At 70.3% G+C, this 15,786-nt stretch carries 13 protein-coding genes and 1 tRNA gene; 5 read left to right on the top strand and 9 right to left on the bottom strand.

The window, feature by feature from the left end; all coding sequences use genetic code 11:
* Positions 1-35: 35 nt before the first annotated feature.
* From EES42_RS22750 to EES42_RS22740, 3 genes are read right to left on the bottom strand one after another with little or no spacing between them, the layout of a single operon-like run.
* The gene (locus EES42_RS22750; protein ID WP_124720056.1) at positions 36-887 is read right to left on the bottom strand and encodes a cytochrome c biogenesis CcdA family protein; all 852 of its coding nucleotides are present in this window, start codon (positions 885-887) and stop codon (positions 36-38) included.
* Positions 884-1,696: a DsbA family protein gene (locus EES42_RS22745; protein ID WP_124720055.1), complete on the bottom strand. Its 813-nt coding sequence runs from the start codon at positions 1,694-1,696 to the stop codon at positions 884-886. Before EES42_RS22745 ends, EES42_RS22750 begins: the two co-directional genes overlap by 4 nt.
* A gap of 55 nt (positions 1,697-1,751) precedes the next feature.
* Positions 1,752-2,147: a hypothetical protein gene (locus EES42_RS22740; protein ID WP_124720054.1), complete on the bottom strand. Its 396-nt coding sequence runs from the start codon at positions 2,145-2,147 to the stop codon at positions 1,752-1,754.
* 155 nt (positions 2,148-2,302) lie between these two features.
* Here EES42_RS22740 and hrpA point away from each other — a divergent pair, with 155 nt between their 5' ends.
* The 3 genes from hrpA to EES42_RS22725 all read left to right on the top strand — a co-directional run bounded on the left by hrpA (position 2,303) and on the right by EES42_RS22725 (position 6,797).
* A complete protein-coding gene (hrpA, locus tag EES42_RS22735) occupies positions 2,303-6,223 on the top strand; it encodes an ATP-dependent RNA helicase HrpA (protein WP_124720053.1) in 3,921 nt (1,306 codons plus the stop codon).
* A 127-nt stretch (positions 6,224-6,350) separates the two neighbouring features.
* Positions 6,351-6,425, top strand: a tRNA-Asp gene (locus EES42_RS22730).
* A gap of 138 nt (positions 6,426-6,563) precedes the next feature.
* A complete protein-coding gene (locus EES42_RS22725) occupies positions 6,564-6,797 on the top strand; it encodes a DUF6274 family protein (protein WP_124720052.1) in 234 nt (77 codons plus the stop codon).
* A gap of 506 nt (positions 6,798-7,303) precedes the next feature.
* Here the strand turns inward: EES42_RS22725 and bldC are convergent.
* Together bldC and EES42_RS22715 are read right to left on the bottom strand one after the other, a co-directional pair.
* Entirely contained in the window at positions 7,304-7,510 is a 207-nt protein-coding gene (gene bldC / locus EES42_RS22720) for a developmental transcriptional regulator BldC (protein WP_003949541.1), read from the bottom strand.
* Positions 7,511-8,035: 525 nt separating this feature from the next.
* Complete coding sequence (locus tag EES42_RS22715) at positions 8,036-8,881, bottom strand: hypothetical protein (protein ID WP_124720051.1); 846 nt, start codon at positions 8,879-8,881, stop codon at positions 8,036-8,038.
* 174 nt (positions 8,882-9,055) lie between these two features.
* Between EES42_RS22715 and EES42_RS22710 the strand changes: the two genes are divergently transcribed.
* Together EES42_RS22710 and EES42_RS22705 are read left to right on the top strand one after the other, a co-directional pair.
* Positions 9,056-10,138 carry a Leu/Phe/Val dehydrogenase gene (locus EES42_RS22710; protein WP_124720050.1) on the top strand — a complete coding sequence of 361 codons (1,083 nt, stop codon included), beginning with the start codon at positions 9,056-9,058 and terminating at the stop codon, positions 10,136-10,138.
* 311 nt (positions 10,139-10,449) lie between these two features.
* The gene (locus EES42_RS22705) at positions 10,450-10,707 is read left to right on the top strand and encodes a DUF3073 domain-containing protein (RefSeq protein ID WP_072488579.1); all 258 of its coding nucleotides are present in this window, start codon (positions 10,450-10,452) and stop codon (positions 10,705-10,707) included.
* Between the two features lie 187 nt (positions 10,708-10,894).
* Here EES42_RS22705 and purM read toward each other — a convergent pair whose 3' ends face one another.
* The 4 genes from purM to EES42_RS22685 form a co-directional block, all read right to left on the bottom strand.
* Entirely contained in the window at positions 10,895-11,968 is a 1,074-nt protein-coding gene (gene purM, locus EES42_RS22700; protein ID WP_124720049.1) for a phosphoribosylformylglycinamidine cyclo-ligase, read from the bottom strand.
* A gap of 60 nt (positions 11,969-12,028) precedes the next feature.
* Positions 12,029-13,555, bottom strand: a complete 1,527-nt coding sequence (purF, locus tag EES42_RS22695; protein WP_124720048.1) for an amidophosphoribosyltransferase — start codon at positions 13,553-13,555, stop codon at positions 12,029-12,031.
* A 504-nt stretch (positions 13,556-14,059) separates the two neighbouring features.
* Positions 14,060-14,884, bottom strand: coding sequence for an META domain-containing protein (locus EES42_RS22690; RefSeq protein WP_124720047.1), 825 nt, complete (start codon positions 14,882-14,884; stop codon positions 14,060-14,062).
* Between the two features lie 37 nt (positions 14,885-14,921).
* Positions 14,922-15,722 (bottom strand): maleylpyruvate isomerase family mycothiol-dependent enzyme, encoded by an 801-nt coding sequence (locus tag EES42_RS22685; protein WP_124720046.1) that lies wholly within the window; start codon positions 15,720-15,722, stop codon positions 14,922-14,924.
* Positions 15,723-15,786: the final 64 nt, after the last annotated feature.

The following is a 15,786-nucleotide window of genomic DNA, read 5'->3' as shown; positions in this document are numbered from 1 at the left end:
GAAGGCCCCGTCCACCGGACGGGGCCTTCGCCGTGTCAGACCTCTTTCCGGTCAGCCCGGTTCGCGCCCTCCCGGCCGCGCCACGCCCGTACCGCCAGAACCAGCAGCACCACCGCGACCACGGCCACCAGCGCCATGGCGTCCGGGACGTGCTCGCCGATGCGCTGGGCCCACTGCTCGACGGCGAACGAATCGTCCACGTCCAGCAGTCCGGGCAGCGCCGTCGTCCCGTCGTACGCGAGGAACAGCGCGCCGAGCGCGATGAAGAAGAGCCCGGAGAGCAGGGTCGTGGTGTGCAGTTCGAAGCGGCCGAGCCGGAAGGCACGGCCGCGCAGCCAGGCCCGGCGGCCCAGATCGAAGCGTTCCCAGAGCAGTGCGAGCAGGAAGAGCGGGACCGCCATGCCCAGGGCGTAGACCGCGAGCAGCAGTCCGCCGTAGACCGGGCTGCCGCTGACCGCCGCCACGGTGAGGACGCTGCCGAGGATCGGGCCCGCACAGAAGCCGGCCAGTCCGTAGACGGCGCCCAGTGCGTAGACCGAAAGGGCGGTGGTCGGGCGGATCCGGCCGCTGAGTGCGGCGATCCGGCGCGAGGCGAAGCCCAGGCCGACGATCTGCGCGACGCCGAGCGCGATGATCAGCCAGCCCGCGCCGAGGACGAGTGCGTCGCGGTGCCGGTAGAAGAGGCGTCCGGCGAACGAGCCGGCGGCGCCGAGCGGCACCAGGGTGGTGGCCAGTCCGGCGTAGAAGATGCCGGTACGGGCCAGCAGGCGCGAGGCGGAGTCGATGGAGTAGGCGAAGAAGGCGGGCAGCAGCAGGGCGCTGCACGGGCTGACCAGGGCGAGCAGCCCGCCGAGGAAGGCCGCGAAGTAGCCGATGTCAGCGGTCATTTCGCGGCGCCCTCGGCGTTCTTGCCGTCCTGGCCGCTCTTGGCGTCCTGGGTGTTGCGGGCCTTCTCGGCCGCCGCCTCGATGGCCCGGGTGAAGGTCTCCGCGGGCTGGGCCCCCGCGATCGGGCGGCCGTTGATCAGGAACGACGGGGTGGAGGTCGCGCCGATCCCGTACCCCTGTTCCTGGTCCTTGCTCACGGCGGCCGAGGCGGCGGAGCTGTCCGCGTCGCGGGCGAAGCGGTCGAGGTCCGCGACCCCGGCCTCCCGGGCGAGCGCCTTCAGCCGGTCCTTGCCGAACCCCTTCTCCTTGGCGCCCTCGGCGTACGCGGCGGCGTGGAACTGCCAGAAGCGGTTCTGCTGCCCGGCGGCCCAGGCGGCGCGGGCGGCGGCCTCGGACTCGGCGCCGAAGATCGGGAAGTTGCGCCACTCGATGCGCAGGGTGCCGTTGTCGACGTACTTCTTGACCAGGGCGGGCTCGGTGTCGCGGGCGAACTTGCCGCAGTAGCCGCACTTGAAGTCGGCGTACTCGATGAGGACCACGGGTGCGTCGGCGCGGCCCTGCGCGAGCTTGTCGCCGGCGTCGCGGCGGGCGAGCTTCGCCAGCTCCGGATAGACGCCCGCGTCCGGGTCGGCGGCGACGTCGGCGACCGAGGAGGAGGACGGACCCGAGTGGTCGGGGGCGGTGGCCTGGTAGGAGACGTAGCCGAGCAGCGCGGCGGCGAGCACGACTCCGGCGCCGTAGAGCACCGGCTTCCTGGACGAGGACTTCCGCGCGGGCGTGGTCTTCCGGGCGGACGGGGACTTGGACATGCGGGACTCCGTGCTGGTGATGAGGGAGAGAAGGGGTGGCCGGGCGGAGCGCCGGCTACACCCTCAGCACGGAGAGTTCTACGGGGGTGGGGGCGGCGGGCGCGGGGGCGCGGAGGTTCAGCCGCACGGGCGGGTGGACCGGTCCCGGCCCGGTGGCGACGGGCAGGCCCCACCCGGCGAGGCCGGGGGCCTGGTCGTACGCGGCACGGGCCCGGCCCGGGAGCGCGGGTTCGCCGTCGGGCTTCCTGGTCTTGCGGCATCCCGGCGTCGGGTGCCCGTCGGTGTCCGCCGCCACCTGGACGGAATCGGCCGGGGCATCGGCGGCCGTGGCCCCGGCCACGGCCGCGGCGGGGGCGGCATCGCCGCCGGGCACCGCCGTCGCCGGTCCGCAGAACAGCCCCAGCACCACCGCGAGCACCGCCATCAGGCAGCACCACTGCGTACGGGACACGGCGACCGGCCTTTCCGGACGGGGCAACGGGTGGTCAGCTGCCCGAAATGGTACGTGCTGTGATCCCGCGCCTCCGCGCGGTGCCCGGGTGGTGACCCGGACCGCACGAAATATGTTCGCCGTTCGTCGGGCCCGGGTGAGATCCTGGGCTCCGTATGTCTACTTCCTTCGCTGATCTCCAGAACCGGCTCGGAGAGATCTCGCTCCGCGATGCGCACCGGCTCGGCCGCCGTCTCGAAGGGGCGCGCCGCATCCGTAAGCCCGAGGCCAGGCAGTCCGTGCTCGACGAGATCGCCGCCGAGGCCGCACAGGCCGCCGAGCGGCTCTCGCTGCGTGCCGGGCGGATGCCTGCTCTGACGTACCCGGAACAGCTCCCGGTCAGTCAGAAGAAGGACGAGATCCTGGAGGCGATACGCGACCACCAGGTCGTGATCGTCGCCGGGGAGACCGGCTCCGGCAAGACCACGCAGATCCCGAAGATCTGCATGGAGCTGGGGCGCGGGGTCCGGGGCATGATCGGGCACACCCAGCCGCGCCGGATCGCGGCCCGTACGGTCGCCGAGCGCGTCGCGGACGAGCTGAAGACGCCGCTGGGCGAGGCGGTCGGCTGGAAGGTCCGCTTCACCGACCAGGTGAACCCCGAAGCGACGTTCGTGAAGCTGATGACGGACGGCATCCTGCTCGCCGAGATCCAGACGGACCGCGAGCTGCGCGCCTACGACACGATCATCATCGACGAGGCCCACGAGCGGTCGCTGAACATCGACTTCCTGCTCGGCTATCTGGCCAGGCTGCTGCCCAAGCGCCCGGACCTGAAGGTCGTCATCACCTCGGCGACGATCGACCCCGAGCGGTTCGCGCGCCACTTCGGCGAGGCGCCGATCGTCGAGGTCAGCGGTCGTACGTACCCGGTCGAGGTGCGGTACCGCCCCCTCCTGGAGGAGGAGGGCGACGACTCCGACCGCGACCAGATCACCGCGATCTGCGACGCCGTGGACGAGCTCCAGACGGAGGGGCCCGGCGACATCCTGGTCTTCCTCTCCGGCGAGCGGGAGATCCGCGACACCGCGGACGCGCTGAACAAACGGAACCTGCGCCACACCGAGGTGCTCCCTCTCTACGCCCGGCTCTCGCACGCCGAACAGCACCGGGTCTTCCAGCGCCACACCGGCCGCCGGATCGTGCTCGCGACCAATGTCGCCGAGACCTCGCTGACCGTCCCCGGCATCAAGTACGTGATCGACCCGGGCAACGCCCGGATCTCCCGCTACAGCCACCGCACCAAGGTCCAGCGGCTGCCGATCGAGCGGATCTCGCAGGCCAGCGCCAACCAGCGCAAGGGCCGCTGCGGCCGTACGTCGGACGGCATCTGCATCCGGCTGTACTCCGAGGACGACTTCCTGACCCGCCCGGAGTTCACCGACCCGGAGATCCTCCGTACGAACCTGGCCTCCGTCATCCTCCAGATGACCGCGGCAGGCCTGGGCGACATCGAGAAGTTCCCCTTCATCGACCCGCCGGACCACCGCAACATCCGCGACGGTGTGCAGCTCCTCCAGGAGCTCGGTGCGCTGGATCCGGAGGAGAAGGATCCGAAGAAGCGGCTCACCCAGCTCGGGCGCAAGCTCGCGCAGCTGCCGGTCGACCCGCGGCTGGCCCGCATGGTCATCGAGGCCGACCGCAACGGCTGTGTCCGCGAGGTCATGGTCATCGCCTCCGCGCTCTCCATCCAGGACCCGCGCGAGCGGCCCTCGGAGAAGCAGACCCAGGCCGATCAGCAGCACGCCCGCTTCAAGGACGAGACCTCCGACTTCCTGGCGTTCCTGAATCTGTGGCGGTACATCCGCGAGCAGCAGAAGGAGCGCGGCTCGTCCAGCTTCCGCCGGATGTGCAAGCAGGAGTACCTGAACTTCCTGCGCATCCGCGAATGGCAGGACATCTACGCGCAGCTGCGTACGGTCGCGAAGCAGATGGGCATCCAGCTGAACGAGGAGGACGCACCGGAGCAGTCGGTGCACACCTCGCTGCTGGCCGGCCTGCTCTCGCACATCGGGCTGAAGGACACCGAGAAGAACGAGTACCTGGGCGCCCGCAGCGCCAAGTTCGCGATCTTCCCCGGTTCGGCGCTCTTCAAGAAGCAGCCGCGGTTCGTGATGTCGGCCGAGCTGGTCGAGACGTCCCGGCTGTGGGCGCGGGTCAACGCCAAGGTCGAGCCGGAGTGGATCGAGCCGCTGGCCCAGCACCTGCTGAAGCGCACCTACAGCGAGCCGCACTGGGAGAAGGACCAGGCGGCGGTGATGGCGTACGAGCGGGTCACGCTCTACGGGGTGCCGATCGTCGCCCAGCGCAAGATCAATTTCGGCCGTATCGACGCCGAGACCTCCCGTGATCTCTTCATCCGCAACGCCCTGGTCGAGGGCGACTGGCGGACCCACCACCAGTTCTTCCACGACAACCGCAAGCTCCTCGGCGAGGTCGAGGAGCTGGAGCACCGCGCCCGGCGCCGCGACATCCTCGTGGACGACGAGACGCTCTTCGACTTCTACGACCGGCGGATCCCCGACCACGTGGTCTCCGGGGCGCACTTCGACTCCTGGTGGAAGCACAAGCGCCGGGACGAGCCGGACGCGCTGGACTTCGAGCGTTCGATGCTCATCAACGAGAAGGCCGGGGCCGTCACCAAGGACGACTACCCGGACTCCTGGCGCCAGGGGAAGCTCAAGTTCAAGGTCACGTACCAGTTCGAGCCCGGCGCGGACGCCGACGGTGTGACCGTCCACATCCCGCTCCAGGTGCTCAACCAGGTCACCGCCGAGGGCTTCGACTGGCAGATCCCCGGCCTGCGGGAGGAAGTGGTCACCGAGCTGATCCGCTCGCTGCCCAAGCCGATCCGCCGGCACTACGTCCCCGCGCCGAACTACGCGGACAAGTTCCTCGACCGGGCGGTCCCCCTCCAGGAGCCGTTGCCCCTCACGCTGGCCCGGGAGCTCCAGGGGATGGTCGGCGTCCCGGTCACGGCCGACGACTTCGACCTGAGCCGCGTCCCGGACCACCTGAAGATCACTTTCCGGATCGTCGACGAGCGGCGCCGCAAGGTGGCCGAGGACAAGGATCTGGAGGCGCTGAAGCTCCAGCTGCGCCCGAAGGCCCGCCAGGCCCTCTCCAAGGCCGCGGCGGCCACCGCGGGCCCCTCGGGCGAGTCCATCGAGCGTTCGGGCCTCACGGACTGGACGATCGGCACGCTGAACCGCGTCTTCGAGACGCGGCGGGCCGGCCAGCCGGTCAAGGCGTACCCGGCGCTGGTGGACCAGGGCGAGACCGTCGCCGTACGGCTCTTCGACACCGAGGCCGAGCAGCAGCGGGCGATGTGGCTCGGCACCCGGAAGCTGATCATGCTGAACGTGCCGGTGAACCCGGCGAAGTTCGCCTCCGACAAGCTGACGAACCAGCAGAAGCTGGCCCTGTCCCGCAACCCGCACGGCTCCATCCAGGCCCTCTTCGAGGACTGCGCGACGGCGGCCGCCGACCGGCTGATCGTCGCGCACGGCGGCCCGGCCTGGGACGAGGAGTCGTTCCGGAAGCTGTACGACAAGGTGCGCGCCGACCTCGTCGCGCTGACCGAGCACACGGTCAAGCAGGTCCAGCAGGTGCTGGCCGCCTGGCAGGCCTGCGAGCGGCGGCTGAAGGCCACCAACAGCCTGGTCCTGGTCAACAACGTCACCGACGCCCGGGACCAGCTCGCGGCGCTGATGCCGCCGGACTTCGTCACGAGGACCGGGCTGCGCAGGCTGCCCGACCTGATGCGCTATCTGGTCGCCGTGGACCGCCGGCTCCAGCAGATGCCGACGGCCGTCCAGCGCGACACCACGCGCATGGAGAAGGTCCACGAGATGCAGGACGAGTACGCCTGGCTGCTCGAACAGCTGCCGCAGGGCAGGCCCGTACCGCAGGAGGTCCTGGACATCCGCTGGATGATCGAGGAGCTCCGGGTCAGCTACTTCGCCCACGCCCTGGGGACGGCCTACCCCGTCTCCGACAAGCGGATCGTGAAGGCGATCGACGCGGCGGTGCCGTGAGACGACACCGGACGGGCGGCTTCCGGAGCCGTGACGGAGCCGCCACCTTCGGTGAGTTCGACCGCACCCTCTGACCTGCTGTACAGTCTGTCTTCGCAGCCAGCCGCAAGGAAGGCAGCGAAAACCTGGTCCTGTGGAGCAGTTTGGAGTGCTCGCCACCCTGTCAAGGTGGAGGCCGCGGGTTCAAATCCCGTCAGGACCGCAGTAACGAAAGCCCGGATCCTTCTGGATCCGGGCTTTCGCGCGTCTTGACTCCGGTGGCCGCCGACGAGTACTCAGTCAGCAGAGGCCGCCCCTGATTTCCCGGCGCGGGGCGGCGGTCCACCGGGAGGTGGCGTGTATGACGACGTCCGCCACGCACGAGACCCGCGCGCTCCTGCGCGCCCATCTGGCGGCCGCTTCCGGCCGCCGCCATCTCACCCGCCACTGCGCGGTCTGCCATCGGCTCCTGCGGCTCGTCATGGAGCCCGTGACGGCCCGCCGGACCGATTCCGCCCCCGAACCGCCGGCCCTGCGTACGGAGCGCCAGGAGGACGCTCCCGAGGTCGAGGACGAAAGTCCCCCGGGCGAGTGACCAATGGCGGGACTTTCCGCTTCCCGGCGGTGGCAGGCTCGTACTTGGCAAGACTCGCGCAGTGTGACGGGAGTCACCGAAAGAGTTTTGAGAAGGGGTGACTTTACTCCCTTCCTACAACTGGCGAATTTAATATGTGCAATTGCACCACTCGGACGGGAGTTCCGGGGGACGATGTGAACCACGCCTCCCCGGACCGCCCGGGCGGTCCGGAACAGTCCCGCACAGACCCGCTCAAGCCCGCACGGCCCCCGGCCGGACCCGACCGGACGCCCGGTTTCCGGCGCCCCCGAGAGACGCCCGCGGACCCGGCCCCGGGGCGCGGGTCCGCGGGCACAAAAAAGATCGCGCTGGACCCGGCGGAGTCCAGCGCGATCGAACGACGCACCCGTATTGCACAGGTATGGCGCCCGTTGGGGCGGGCGCCCGTCATTTGGAGCTATGGGTGGGCCTGTACGGGCTGGGGGGCCCGGAAGCCCGGTTGTTGCGCGGCGACAGGGGGTGTGTCAGGCCTCGCTGCGCTGCTGCGGAATACCCGCAAGCAGTGCGCGGACCTCTGCCTCGCGGTACCGGCGATGTCCACCGAGCGTGCGGATGGACGTGAGCTTGCCTGCCTTGGCCCAGCGGGTAACCGTCTTCGGGTCCACGCGGAACATCGTGGCAACCTCAGCCGGGGTCAGCAGCGGCTCGGCATCAGGGGTGCGAGCGGTCATGAGCGGCCTCCTCGGGAGAACCGAACCATCTCGGTTCTTTCCTCTAAATTCTGCACCTTGACCCGCGTTGCCCGAAATGGCGGACGCGGGCCGAGTCGGTTATAGGACGAACGGCTTGTCCTCGGCACTACAACTACACCATCCGTCCAGCCACGTCGGCCAAACCGATGGAATTGCCCTCCCAGGTGTTCATCAGCGACGGAAGCCGATGGACCATGCCATAGCGGACAGTCACTCCGCCGTGACGATCAGTCACAGAGTGATCAGGGGCCCTCAGACCCCCCATAGCGTGCAATGCTGAGCATTCCGCCCTTAGTTGGACGGACGGAGTCCTCCCCGGGCTCCTTGTCCTATTTTGGCATGAGGAGTAGGGAAGGGCGCAAGAGCCCAGTTAGTGCTATCCATCACGCTTGAGGCAAAGGCCCGGTTCGGGACGTAGGTCCTAGGACCTCAGTAGTACCGTTCCGCCTCTTTGTTCTCACACGTCACAGAGGGCACGGAGAGACAGACGCAGAAACCGCCCGGTCAGTTCGCGAACTGACGATCTCTCACGGCCCGCCACCGCTCCGCCAGCCGGCCGTACGCCTCACCGGCCCCTTCGGTGTCACCGGACTGCAGCGCCGCGATGCCCTCGGCCACATCGGCGGCCGACCGGTCCCCGGCGAGCTCCTTCGCCGGCAGCGCGTGCACCAGGCCCGCGTAGTCCAGCTCGACCAGCGCCCGCGGATGGAACTCCTCCAGCCAGCGCCCCACGTCCACCAGCCCCTCGGTCAGCGGCCCCTCGTCCACCGAGTCCCGCAGCGTCTTCAGCGCCCGGGCCAGCCGGCGGCGGGCCTGCACCATCGGCGTCCGGTACCGCAGCACGGGCGCCGCACCGTCCCCGCCCGCCGGCTCGTACTCCCGCTCCTCGTCGGAGAAGAGCACGAACCACCGCACCGGCACCTGCCACACCGAGGTACGGATCCACGGTCTGGCGTCCGGATTCCGCTCCGTCCACCGCTCGTGGTCCGCGACCGCCTGCCCGCGCACCACCGGCGGCAGCACCGCGTCGAGCACCGGCCCGGGGAACATCTCCGCCAGCTCCTCCAGCGCCAGCCAGCCGCGCAGCCTGGTCCGCCACGGGCAGACGCACACCACCCCGTCGACCTCGGCGACGAACGCGTCCGCGCTCTCGTGCACCGGCACCGCGACCGGCGGGGTGGCCGCCAAGTCGGCGAGCGAGCGTCTCAGTTCGTCCTGGGCGGTGGGGATCCGGGCCCGCCCGGCGTACCGGGCCCAGTGGGCGCGCTCGGGCTCCGGGAAGGCGGCCAGCGGCTCGTACACCCGGAGGTAGGACGCGTAAGGGACGAGCACCGAAGACACCACCGACATGCAGCAGATCGTGTCACGCCCGTACTCCGCAGGGGGGTGATCCGGGGCAGTGGAACAGATCTACGTCCAGGTAGGACTTACGCTCTTGCCCTGTCGGACCGGCCGCGCGGCCGGTCCACGGCCCTCCCCACCTTCAGGAGGGTCTTCGCCGCTTCGTACTTGGGAGTCACCACAGTGACCGATCTGACCGACGGCGTCCTGCGCACCCTGTTCCACTCGGAGCAGGGGGGCCACGAACAAGTCGTGCTCTGCCAGGACCGTGCCAGCGGCCTCAAGGCCGTCATCGCCATCCACTCCACCGCCCTGGGCCCGGCCCTCGGCGGCACCCGCTTCTATCCGTACGCCTCCGAGGAGGAGGCCGTCGCGGACGCGCTGAACCTCGCGCGCGGCATGTCGTACAAGAACGCCATGGCCGGTCTCGACCACGGCGGCGGCAAGGCCGTCATCATCGGCGACCCCGAGCAGATCAAGTCGGAGGAACTGCTGCTGGCCTACGGCCGGTTCGTGGCCTCGCTCGGCGGGCGGTACGTGACGGCCTGCGACGTCGGCACCTATGTCGCCGACATGGACGTCGTCGCCCGCGAGTCCCGCTGGACCACCGGCCGCTCCCCCGAGAACGGCGGCGCCGGCGACTCCTCGGTCCTCACCGCTTTCGGTGTCTTCCAGGGCATGCGGGCCTCGGCGCAGCACGTCTGGGGCGACCCGACGCTGCGTGGCCGAAAAGTGGGGGTCGCCGGGGTCGGCAAGGTCGGCCACTACCTCGTCGAGCATCTGCTCTCGGACGGCGCGGAGGTCGTGATCACGGATGTGCGGGAGGAATCCGTACGCCGGATCACCGACAAGCACCCCGGGGTCGCCGTCGTCGCGGACACCGAGGCGCTGATCCGCACCGAGGGGCTCGACATCTACGCCCCGTGCGCGCTCGGCGGTGCGCTGAACGACGAGAGCGTCGCGGTGCTCACCGCCAAGGTGGTGTGCGGCGCGGCCAACAACCAGCTCGCGCACCCCGGCGTCGAGAAGGACCTGGCGGACCGCTCGATCCTGTACGCACCCGACTACGTGGTGAACGCCGGCGGGGTCATCCAGGTCGCCGACGAACTGCAAGGCTTCGACTTCGACCGGTGCAAGGCCAAGGCGTCGAAGATCTTCGACACCACGCTGGCCATATTCGCACGTGCGAAGGATGACGGCATTCCGCCGGCCGCGGCGGCCGACCGGATCGCCGAGCAGCGGATGGCCGAGGCGCGCCGGCGCTGACGGTGGCGGACGCGTCACCCCGCGTCCGCACCGACCTGTGGCCCCGACCCGCCGACCGGCGAGACAAGACTCACGCCGGTCGGCGGGTCGCATGCCAAGAAGAGGTTAAAATCGCAGTTGACCAGCGAGGACGGGGCTTCTCGCCGGTCTTCTTCCGGGGCGCGTGATGCGGGCGGCGTACCGTATGGCCGCGGAAGCAGGTACCGTTAAAGCCCTACGGGCACGGTCTCTCAGCCGAGAGTCCGTCCTGAAACATGAACGCGTGTCAAGACTCTGGGGCCGTCGAGCCCCGTCACCGAGGGGGTCGAGCCATGGGGCGCGGCCGGGCAAAGGCCAAGCAGACAAAGGTCGCCCGCCAGCTGAAGTACAGCAGCGGCGGGACTGACCTGTCGCGTCTGGCCAATGAGCTGGGCGCATCGCCTTCGAGTCAACCACCGAACGCAGAGCCGTTCGAGGACGACGACGAGGAAGATGACCCGTACGCACAGTACGCGGATCTGTACAACGACGACGAGGACGAGGACGAGGACGACAAGTCCGGTCCGTCGTCACAGCGCCGCGGCGCTTGACCTCGCGCTGACACATCAACCCGGTCCGGGTCTCTCCCGGACCGGGTTCTGTGCTGTCCCGGTACGGTCCGGCCACCGGTGCGGAATCCGGTTTTCCGAGGGTCCTCCCCGGCCGCCGGAAGTGCTGGCATTCCGGCGGCCGGGCAGATAGCGGCCATCGGGGCGTCCCGGTGTGCCCGCCTGGTGTCTATCGCGCGTACCCGCCGACGAGCTCCGCGCCCGAGGTGTGTGCCCCGCGCTCGGTGATCTCGCCCGCGACCCAGGAGTCGATCCCGCGGTCGGCCAGGGTCGTCAGTGCCGCGTCCACGGACTCGGCCGGGACGATCGCGATCATGCCGACGCCCATGTTCAGCGTCTTCTCCAGCTCCAGCTGCTCGACCTGTCCGGCCTTGCCGACCAGGTCGAAGACCGCGCCGGGGGTCCAGGTGGAGCGGTCGACCGTGGCGTGCAGTCCGTCCGGGATGACCCGGGCCAGGTTGTTGGCCAGGCCGCCGCCGGTGACGTGGCTGAAGCCGTGCACCTCGGTGGTGCGGGTGAGGGCCAGGCAGTCCAGCGAGTAGATCCTGGTGGGCTCCAGGAGCTCCTCGCCGAGCGTGCGGCCGAACTCCTCGACCTGGCGGTCCAGGGACCAGCCGGCCCGGTCGAAGAACACGTGCCGGACGAGCGAGTACCCGTTGGAGTGAAGACCGGACGACGCCATGGCGATCACGGCGTCCCCCTTACGGATACGGTCCGGGCCCAGCAGCCGGTCGGCCTCGACCACGCCCGTACCGGCGCCGGCGACGTCGAAGTCGTCCGGGCCGAGCAGGCCGGGGTGTTCGGCCGTCTCGCCGCCGACGAGGGCGCAGCCCGCGAGGACGCAGCCTTCGGCGATGCCCTTCACGATGGCCGCGACACGCTCGGGGTGCACCTTGCCGACGCAGATGTAGTCGGTCATGAAGAGCGGCTCGGCGCCGCAGACGACCAGGTCGTCGACGACCATGCCGACGAGGTCGTGGCCGATGGTGTCGTACACGCCCATCTTGCGGGCGAGGTCGACCTTGGTGCCGACGCCGTCGGTGGCGGAGGCGAGCAGCGGACGCTCGTAACGCTTGAGGGCGGAGGCGTCGAAGAGTCCGGCGAAGCCGCCGAGGCCGCCGAGGCCCGCGACCTCGGGGCGCTGCGTCTTCTTCACCCACTCCTTCATCAGCTCGACGGCACGGTCGCCGGCCTCGATGTCGACGCCCGCTGCCGCGTAGGAAGCACCTGTTGTCTCAGACATTGCCTGGGATCTTTCGTGTGGAAATACGGGGCTGGTGGCCGGAGGTGTACGGCTGGGCCGTCACGGACGACGCAGTGCGTCGGCCGCGGCGGTCGCCGCAGGGCCTGCTGCCAGCTCGGTCTCCAGCAGCTGCTTGCCGAGCAGCTCCGGGTCCGGGAGCTCCATGGGGTACTCACCGTCGAAGCAGGCGCGGCACAGGTTCGGCTTGGCGATCGTCGTCGCCTCGACCATCGCGTCGAGCGAGATGTACGCGAGCGAGTCGGCACCCATCGACGTGGAGATCTCGTCGACCGTCATGCCGTTGGCGATCAGCTCGGCGCGGGTCGCGAAGTCGATGCCGAAGAAGCAGGGCCATTTCACCGGCGGGGAGGAGATCCGGATGTGGATCTCGGCGGCGCCGGCCTCGCGGAGCATCCGGACCAGTGCGCGCTGGGTGTTGCCGCGGACGATCGAGTCGTCGACGACCACCAGGCGCTTGCCCTTGATGACTTCCTTGAGCGGGTTCAGCTTGAGGCGGATGCCCAGCTGCCGAATGGTCTGGGAGGGCTGGATGAAGGTCCGGCCGACGTAGGCGTTCTTCACCAGTCCGGCGCCGAACGGGATGCCGCTGGCCTCCGCGTAACCGATGGCGGCGGGGGTGCCGGATTCCGGCGTCGCTATGACCAGATCGGCCTCGACGGGGGCCTCGGCGGCCAGCTTGCGGCCCATCTCCACCCGGGAGAGGTAGACGTTGCGCCCGGCGATGTCGGTGTCGGGGCGGGCCAGGTAGACGTACTCGAAGACGCAGCCCTTGGGCTTCGCTTCCGCGAATCGCGAGGTGCGCAGGCCGTTCTCGTCGATGGCGACGAGCTCGCCCGGCTCGATCTCGCGCACGAAGCTGGCGCCGCAGATGTCGAGGGCGGCGGACTCGGAGGCCACCACCCAGCCGCGCTCCAGCCGGCCGAGGACCAGCGGGCGGATGCCCTGCGGGTCACGGGCGGCGTAGAGGGTGTGCTCGTCCATGAAGACCAGGGAGAAGGCGCCCTTCACCTCGGGAAGCACCTTGGCGGCGGCCTCCTCGATGGTGAGCGGCTTGCCGTCCTCATCGGTCTGGCCGGCGAGCAGCGCGGTCACCAGATCGGTGTCGTTCGTCGCGGCGACCTGGGTGGCGCGGCCGTCCTTGCGGGGAAGGTCGGCGACCATCTCGGCGAGCTTGGCCGTATTGACCAGGTTGCCGTTGTGACCCAGGGCGATCGAGCCGTGCGCGGTCGCACGGAACGTCGGCTGCGCGTTCTCCCACACCGAGGCACCGGTGGTGGAGTAGCGGGCATGACCGACCGCGATATGGCCCTGGAGAGATCCCAGAGACGTTTCGTCGAAGACCTGCGAGACCAGTCCCATGTCCTTGAAGACCAGGATCTGGGACCCGTTGCTCACTGCGATGCCCGCGGACTCCTGTCCACGGTGCTGCAGGGCATACAGTCCGAAATAGGTGAGCTTGGCGACCTCTTCGCCCGGAGCCCAGACACCGAAGACGCCGCAAGCGTCCTGGGGGCCTTTCTCTCCGGGGAGCAGGTCGTGGTTGAGTCGTCCATCACCACGAGGCACGCCACCGAGTGTAGGCGAGATCGACCACTGGTCCGAATTCGAGATACCGGTCCGGACCACCGGGGAAGCGCTCCCGGGGGTGTCCCGAAGTGCACTTCGAACGATCACGGGGAGTGATCATCCGTCGGGTGCGGCGGGGTGCGGATCGGGCCACGGGACTGCGGGCGCCCGGATCAGCGCCCGGTTACCGTCGGGTTCCGGCCATTACGGCCGAGGAGTCCGCCGGGCCGGATGGTGGCGCTCGGTGAGGCGTCCGAGGGCCCGGCGCGAAGCCCGACCGAACGCGCGTTTCGTGGCGAGCCTCACACCGGGAGGCCGGGCCGCGGGGCCCGAGACCGAGGATCCGGAGGCCCGCAGCGCCCTTCGTCCGCAGAACCGGGCTCGCCGCCGTATCCGGCGGGGTCCTGAGTTCACGGCCCTGTTCAGGTCCTGGGTCTCACCTGCCGGGTGCCTGGGCCGTCGCGCCGGGTGCCCGGGCCGTCGCGCCGGGTGCCTGGGCCGCGATCACCTGCCGGGTGCCTGGGCCGTCGCGCCGGGTGCCGGGGCCGTCGCGACGAGTCCTTCGCCGTTCGCCGCGGTGAGGGACAGCGCGCGGTGGTCGATCCGGTACGCCGTCCTCCCGTCCAGGACCGCCAGCAGGGCGCGTTCCAGCTTCATCCGGGGGTCCGGGCACATCATCCTGGTGCCGTCGATCCGGTCGAACGTGATGGTGGAGCCGGTGACCGTCGCGGCGCCGCGGAAGTGGTTGCAGCCGAGGGTGCCCCGTACGGAGCCGTCCTTGCCGAAGGTCAGCCGTGCCTTCTTCTCCGTACCCGCGGGCAGCGACGAGGTGGTGGAGCCGGACACCAGGGAGGTGACGGTCCAGGTGGTGCCGGTGAGCGGGGCCGGGGGCTCCGAGGTCAGCGCGATGGTGTCGCCGGTCCTCGTGGTCAGGGTCAGGTTCCTGCCCGTGACGGCGGCGGTGAGTTCGCCGCTGAACGCGCGGGACAGGGCCGTCTCGAACCGCTGCACGTCCTTCTCGCAGCCCATCTGCGTGGTCGTGGCCCGCCGCACGGTGATCGTTTCGCCGTCCGTGCCGGTCTCGGCGCTGAAGCGGTTGCAGCCGAAGCTCCCCGTGGCTCTGCCCTCGGGGCCGATCACCACATGGGCGCCGTCCGGGGCCACGGTCGTGTGCCCGCCCGCGGTCACCGAGTCGACGTTCCAGTGGACGCCGGTGAGGCGCGGAGCGGTCCGTACCGAACCGCTGCCGCCGTCGGCGTTCGTCTCATTGCCGCAGGCGGCGAGGGCGAGGAGGGCGAGAGCCCCTACGGCCTTCCGTCGATTCCGCATGGCCCTGGGACGGTCCGGCCGGGCGTCCGGTTCCCGTTCACGCCATCAGTGGCAGCAGGGCGGCGAGATCGGCCCGCTCCCCGCTGGCGCCGACCCTCGCCCCGTCGAGCTCCCGCGCCCACTCCGTACGCCCGGTGGCGAGCCGGATCCAGGTGAGCGGATCGGTCTCCACGACGTTGGGCGGCGTACCCCGGGTGTGCTTGGGGCCCGATACGCACTGGACGACGGCGAACGGCGGGATCCGCACCTCGACCGAGCCGCCCGGCGCCTTCTCCGCGAGGGCGTCGGCGAGCAGCCGGGTGCAGGCGGCGAGCGCCTGGCGGTCGTACGGGATGTCGAGGCCGGCCGCCTCGTTCAGATCGTCGGTGTGCACGACGAGTTCGACGGTACGGGTGACGAGGAAGTCGGCCAGCCGCATCACCCCGACCCGCGCCGTCAGCAGCCGCTCGTCGCCGGCCCCGGGCACCAGCTCCTCGAACCGCGCCGCGACCTCCTCGTACAGCGCGTCCAGGTCGGGGCGGTCCAGGGCGAGCTTCCTGGTGTCGTCGGCGATGCCGGCCGCCCGGTCCGCGGTCGCGAACGGCCACTGGACGGGCGTGAGGCCGGGCTTGGCCGCGGCGGGTTCCGGCAGCTCCAGATTCCGGGTGACGCCGGAGAGTGCCATGGTCAGGTGCGCGGCCAGTTCGCGTACGGTCCAGTCGCCGAGCCGGGTCGGCAGCGCGAGCTGTTCGGGCGTCAGGGTGCGGACGGCTTCCCGGACATGGGCGAACTGCGCCAGGACCGCGGTGCGGGTCCTGACCGGGTCGTAGCGGCGGGCGCGTTTCTGGGACGGCGGCATGTCCGCGAGCCTAAGCGCTGCCGGACGGGACCGACGGACCCGCCGGCCTCAGCACCGCCGGACC

Origin of the sequence: Streptomyces sp. ADI95-17, assembly GCF_003846175.1 — a bacterium.
Lineage (GTDB): Bacteria > Actinomycetota > Actinomycetes > Streptomycetales > Streptomycetaceae > Streptomyces > Streptomyces sanglieri.
The sequence above is the reverse complement of the archived record's forward strand: the minus strand, read 5'-3'. Positions and strand labels throughout refer to the sequence as shown.

What these genes read in the sequence shown, in the direction of transcription:
- EES42_RS22750 (WP_124720056.1), bottom strand. Translation starts at nt 887, where the DNA reads ATGACCGCTGACATCGGCTACTTCGCGGCCTTCCTCGGCGGGCTGCTC.
- EES42_RS22715 (WP_124720051.1), bottom strand. Translation starts at nt 8,881, where the DNA reads ATGTCGGTGGTGTCTTCGGTGCTCGTCCCTTACGCGTCCTACCTCCGG.
- EES42_RS22690 (WP_124720047.1), bottom strand. Translation starts at nt 14,884, where the DNA reads ATGCGGAATCGACGGAAGGCCGTAGGGGCTCTCGCCCTCCTCGCCCTC.
- EES42_RS22745 (WP_124720055.1), bottom strand. Translation starts at nt 1,696, where the DNA reads ATGTCCAAGTCCCCGTCCGCCCGGAAGACCACGCCCGCGCGGAAGTCC.
- EES42_RS22685 (WP_124720046.1), bottom strand. Translation starts at nt 15,722, where the DNA reads ATGCCGCCGTCCCAGAAACGCGCCCGCCGCTACGACCCGGTCAGGACC.
- purM (WP_124720049.1), bottom strand. Translation starts at nt 11,968, where the DNA reads ATGTCTGAGACAACAGGTGCTTCCTACGCGGCAGCGGGCGTCGACATC.
- EES42_RS22705 (WP_072488579.1), top strand. Translation starts at nt 10,450, where the DNA reads ATGGGGCGCGGCCGGGCAAAGGCCAAGCAGACAAAGGTCGCCCGCCAG.
- EES42_RS22725 (WP_124720052.1), top strand. Translation starts at nt 6,564, where the DNA reads ATGACGACGTCCGCCACGCACGAGACCCGCGCGCTCCTGCGCGCCCAT.
- bldC (WP_003949541.1), bottom strand. Translation starts at nt 7,510, where the DNA reads ATGACCGCTCGCACCCCTGATGCCGAGCCGCTGCTGACCCCGGCTGAG.
- hrpA (WP_124720053.1), top strand. Translation starts at nt 2,303, where the DNA reads ATGTCTACTTCCTTCGCTGATCTCCAGAACCGGCTCGGAGAGATCTCG.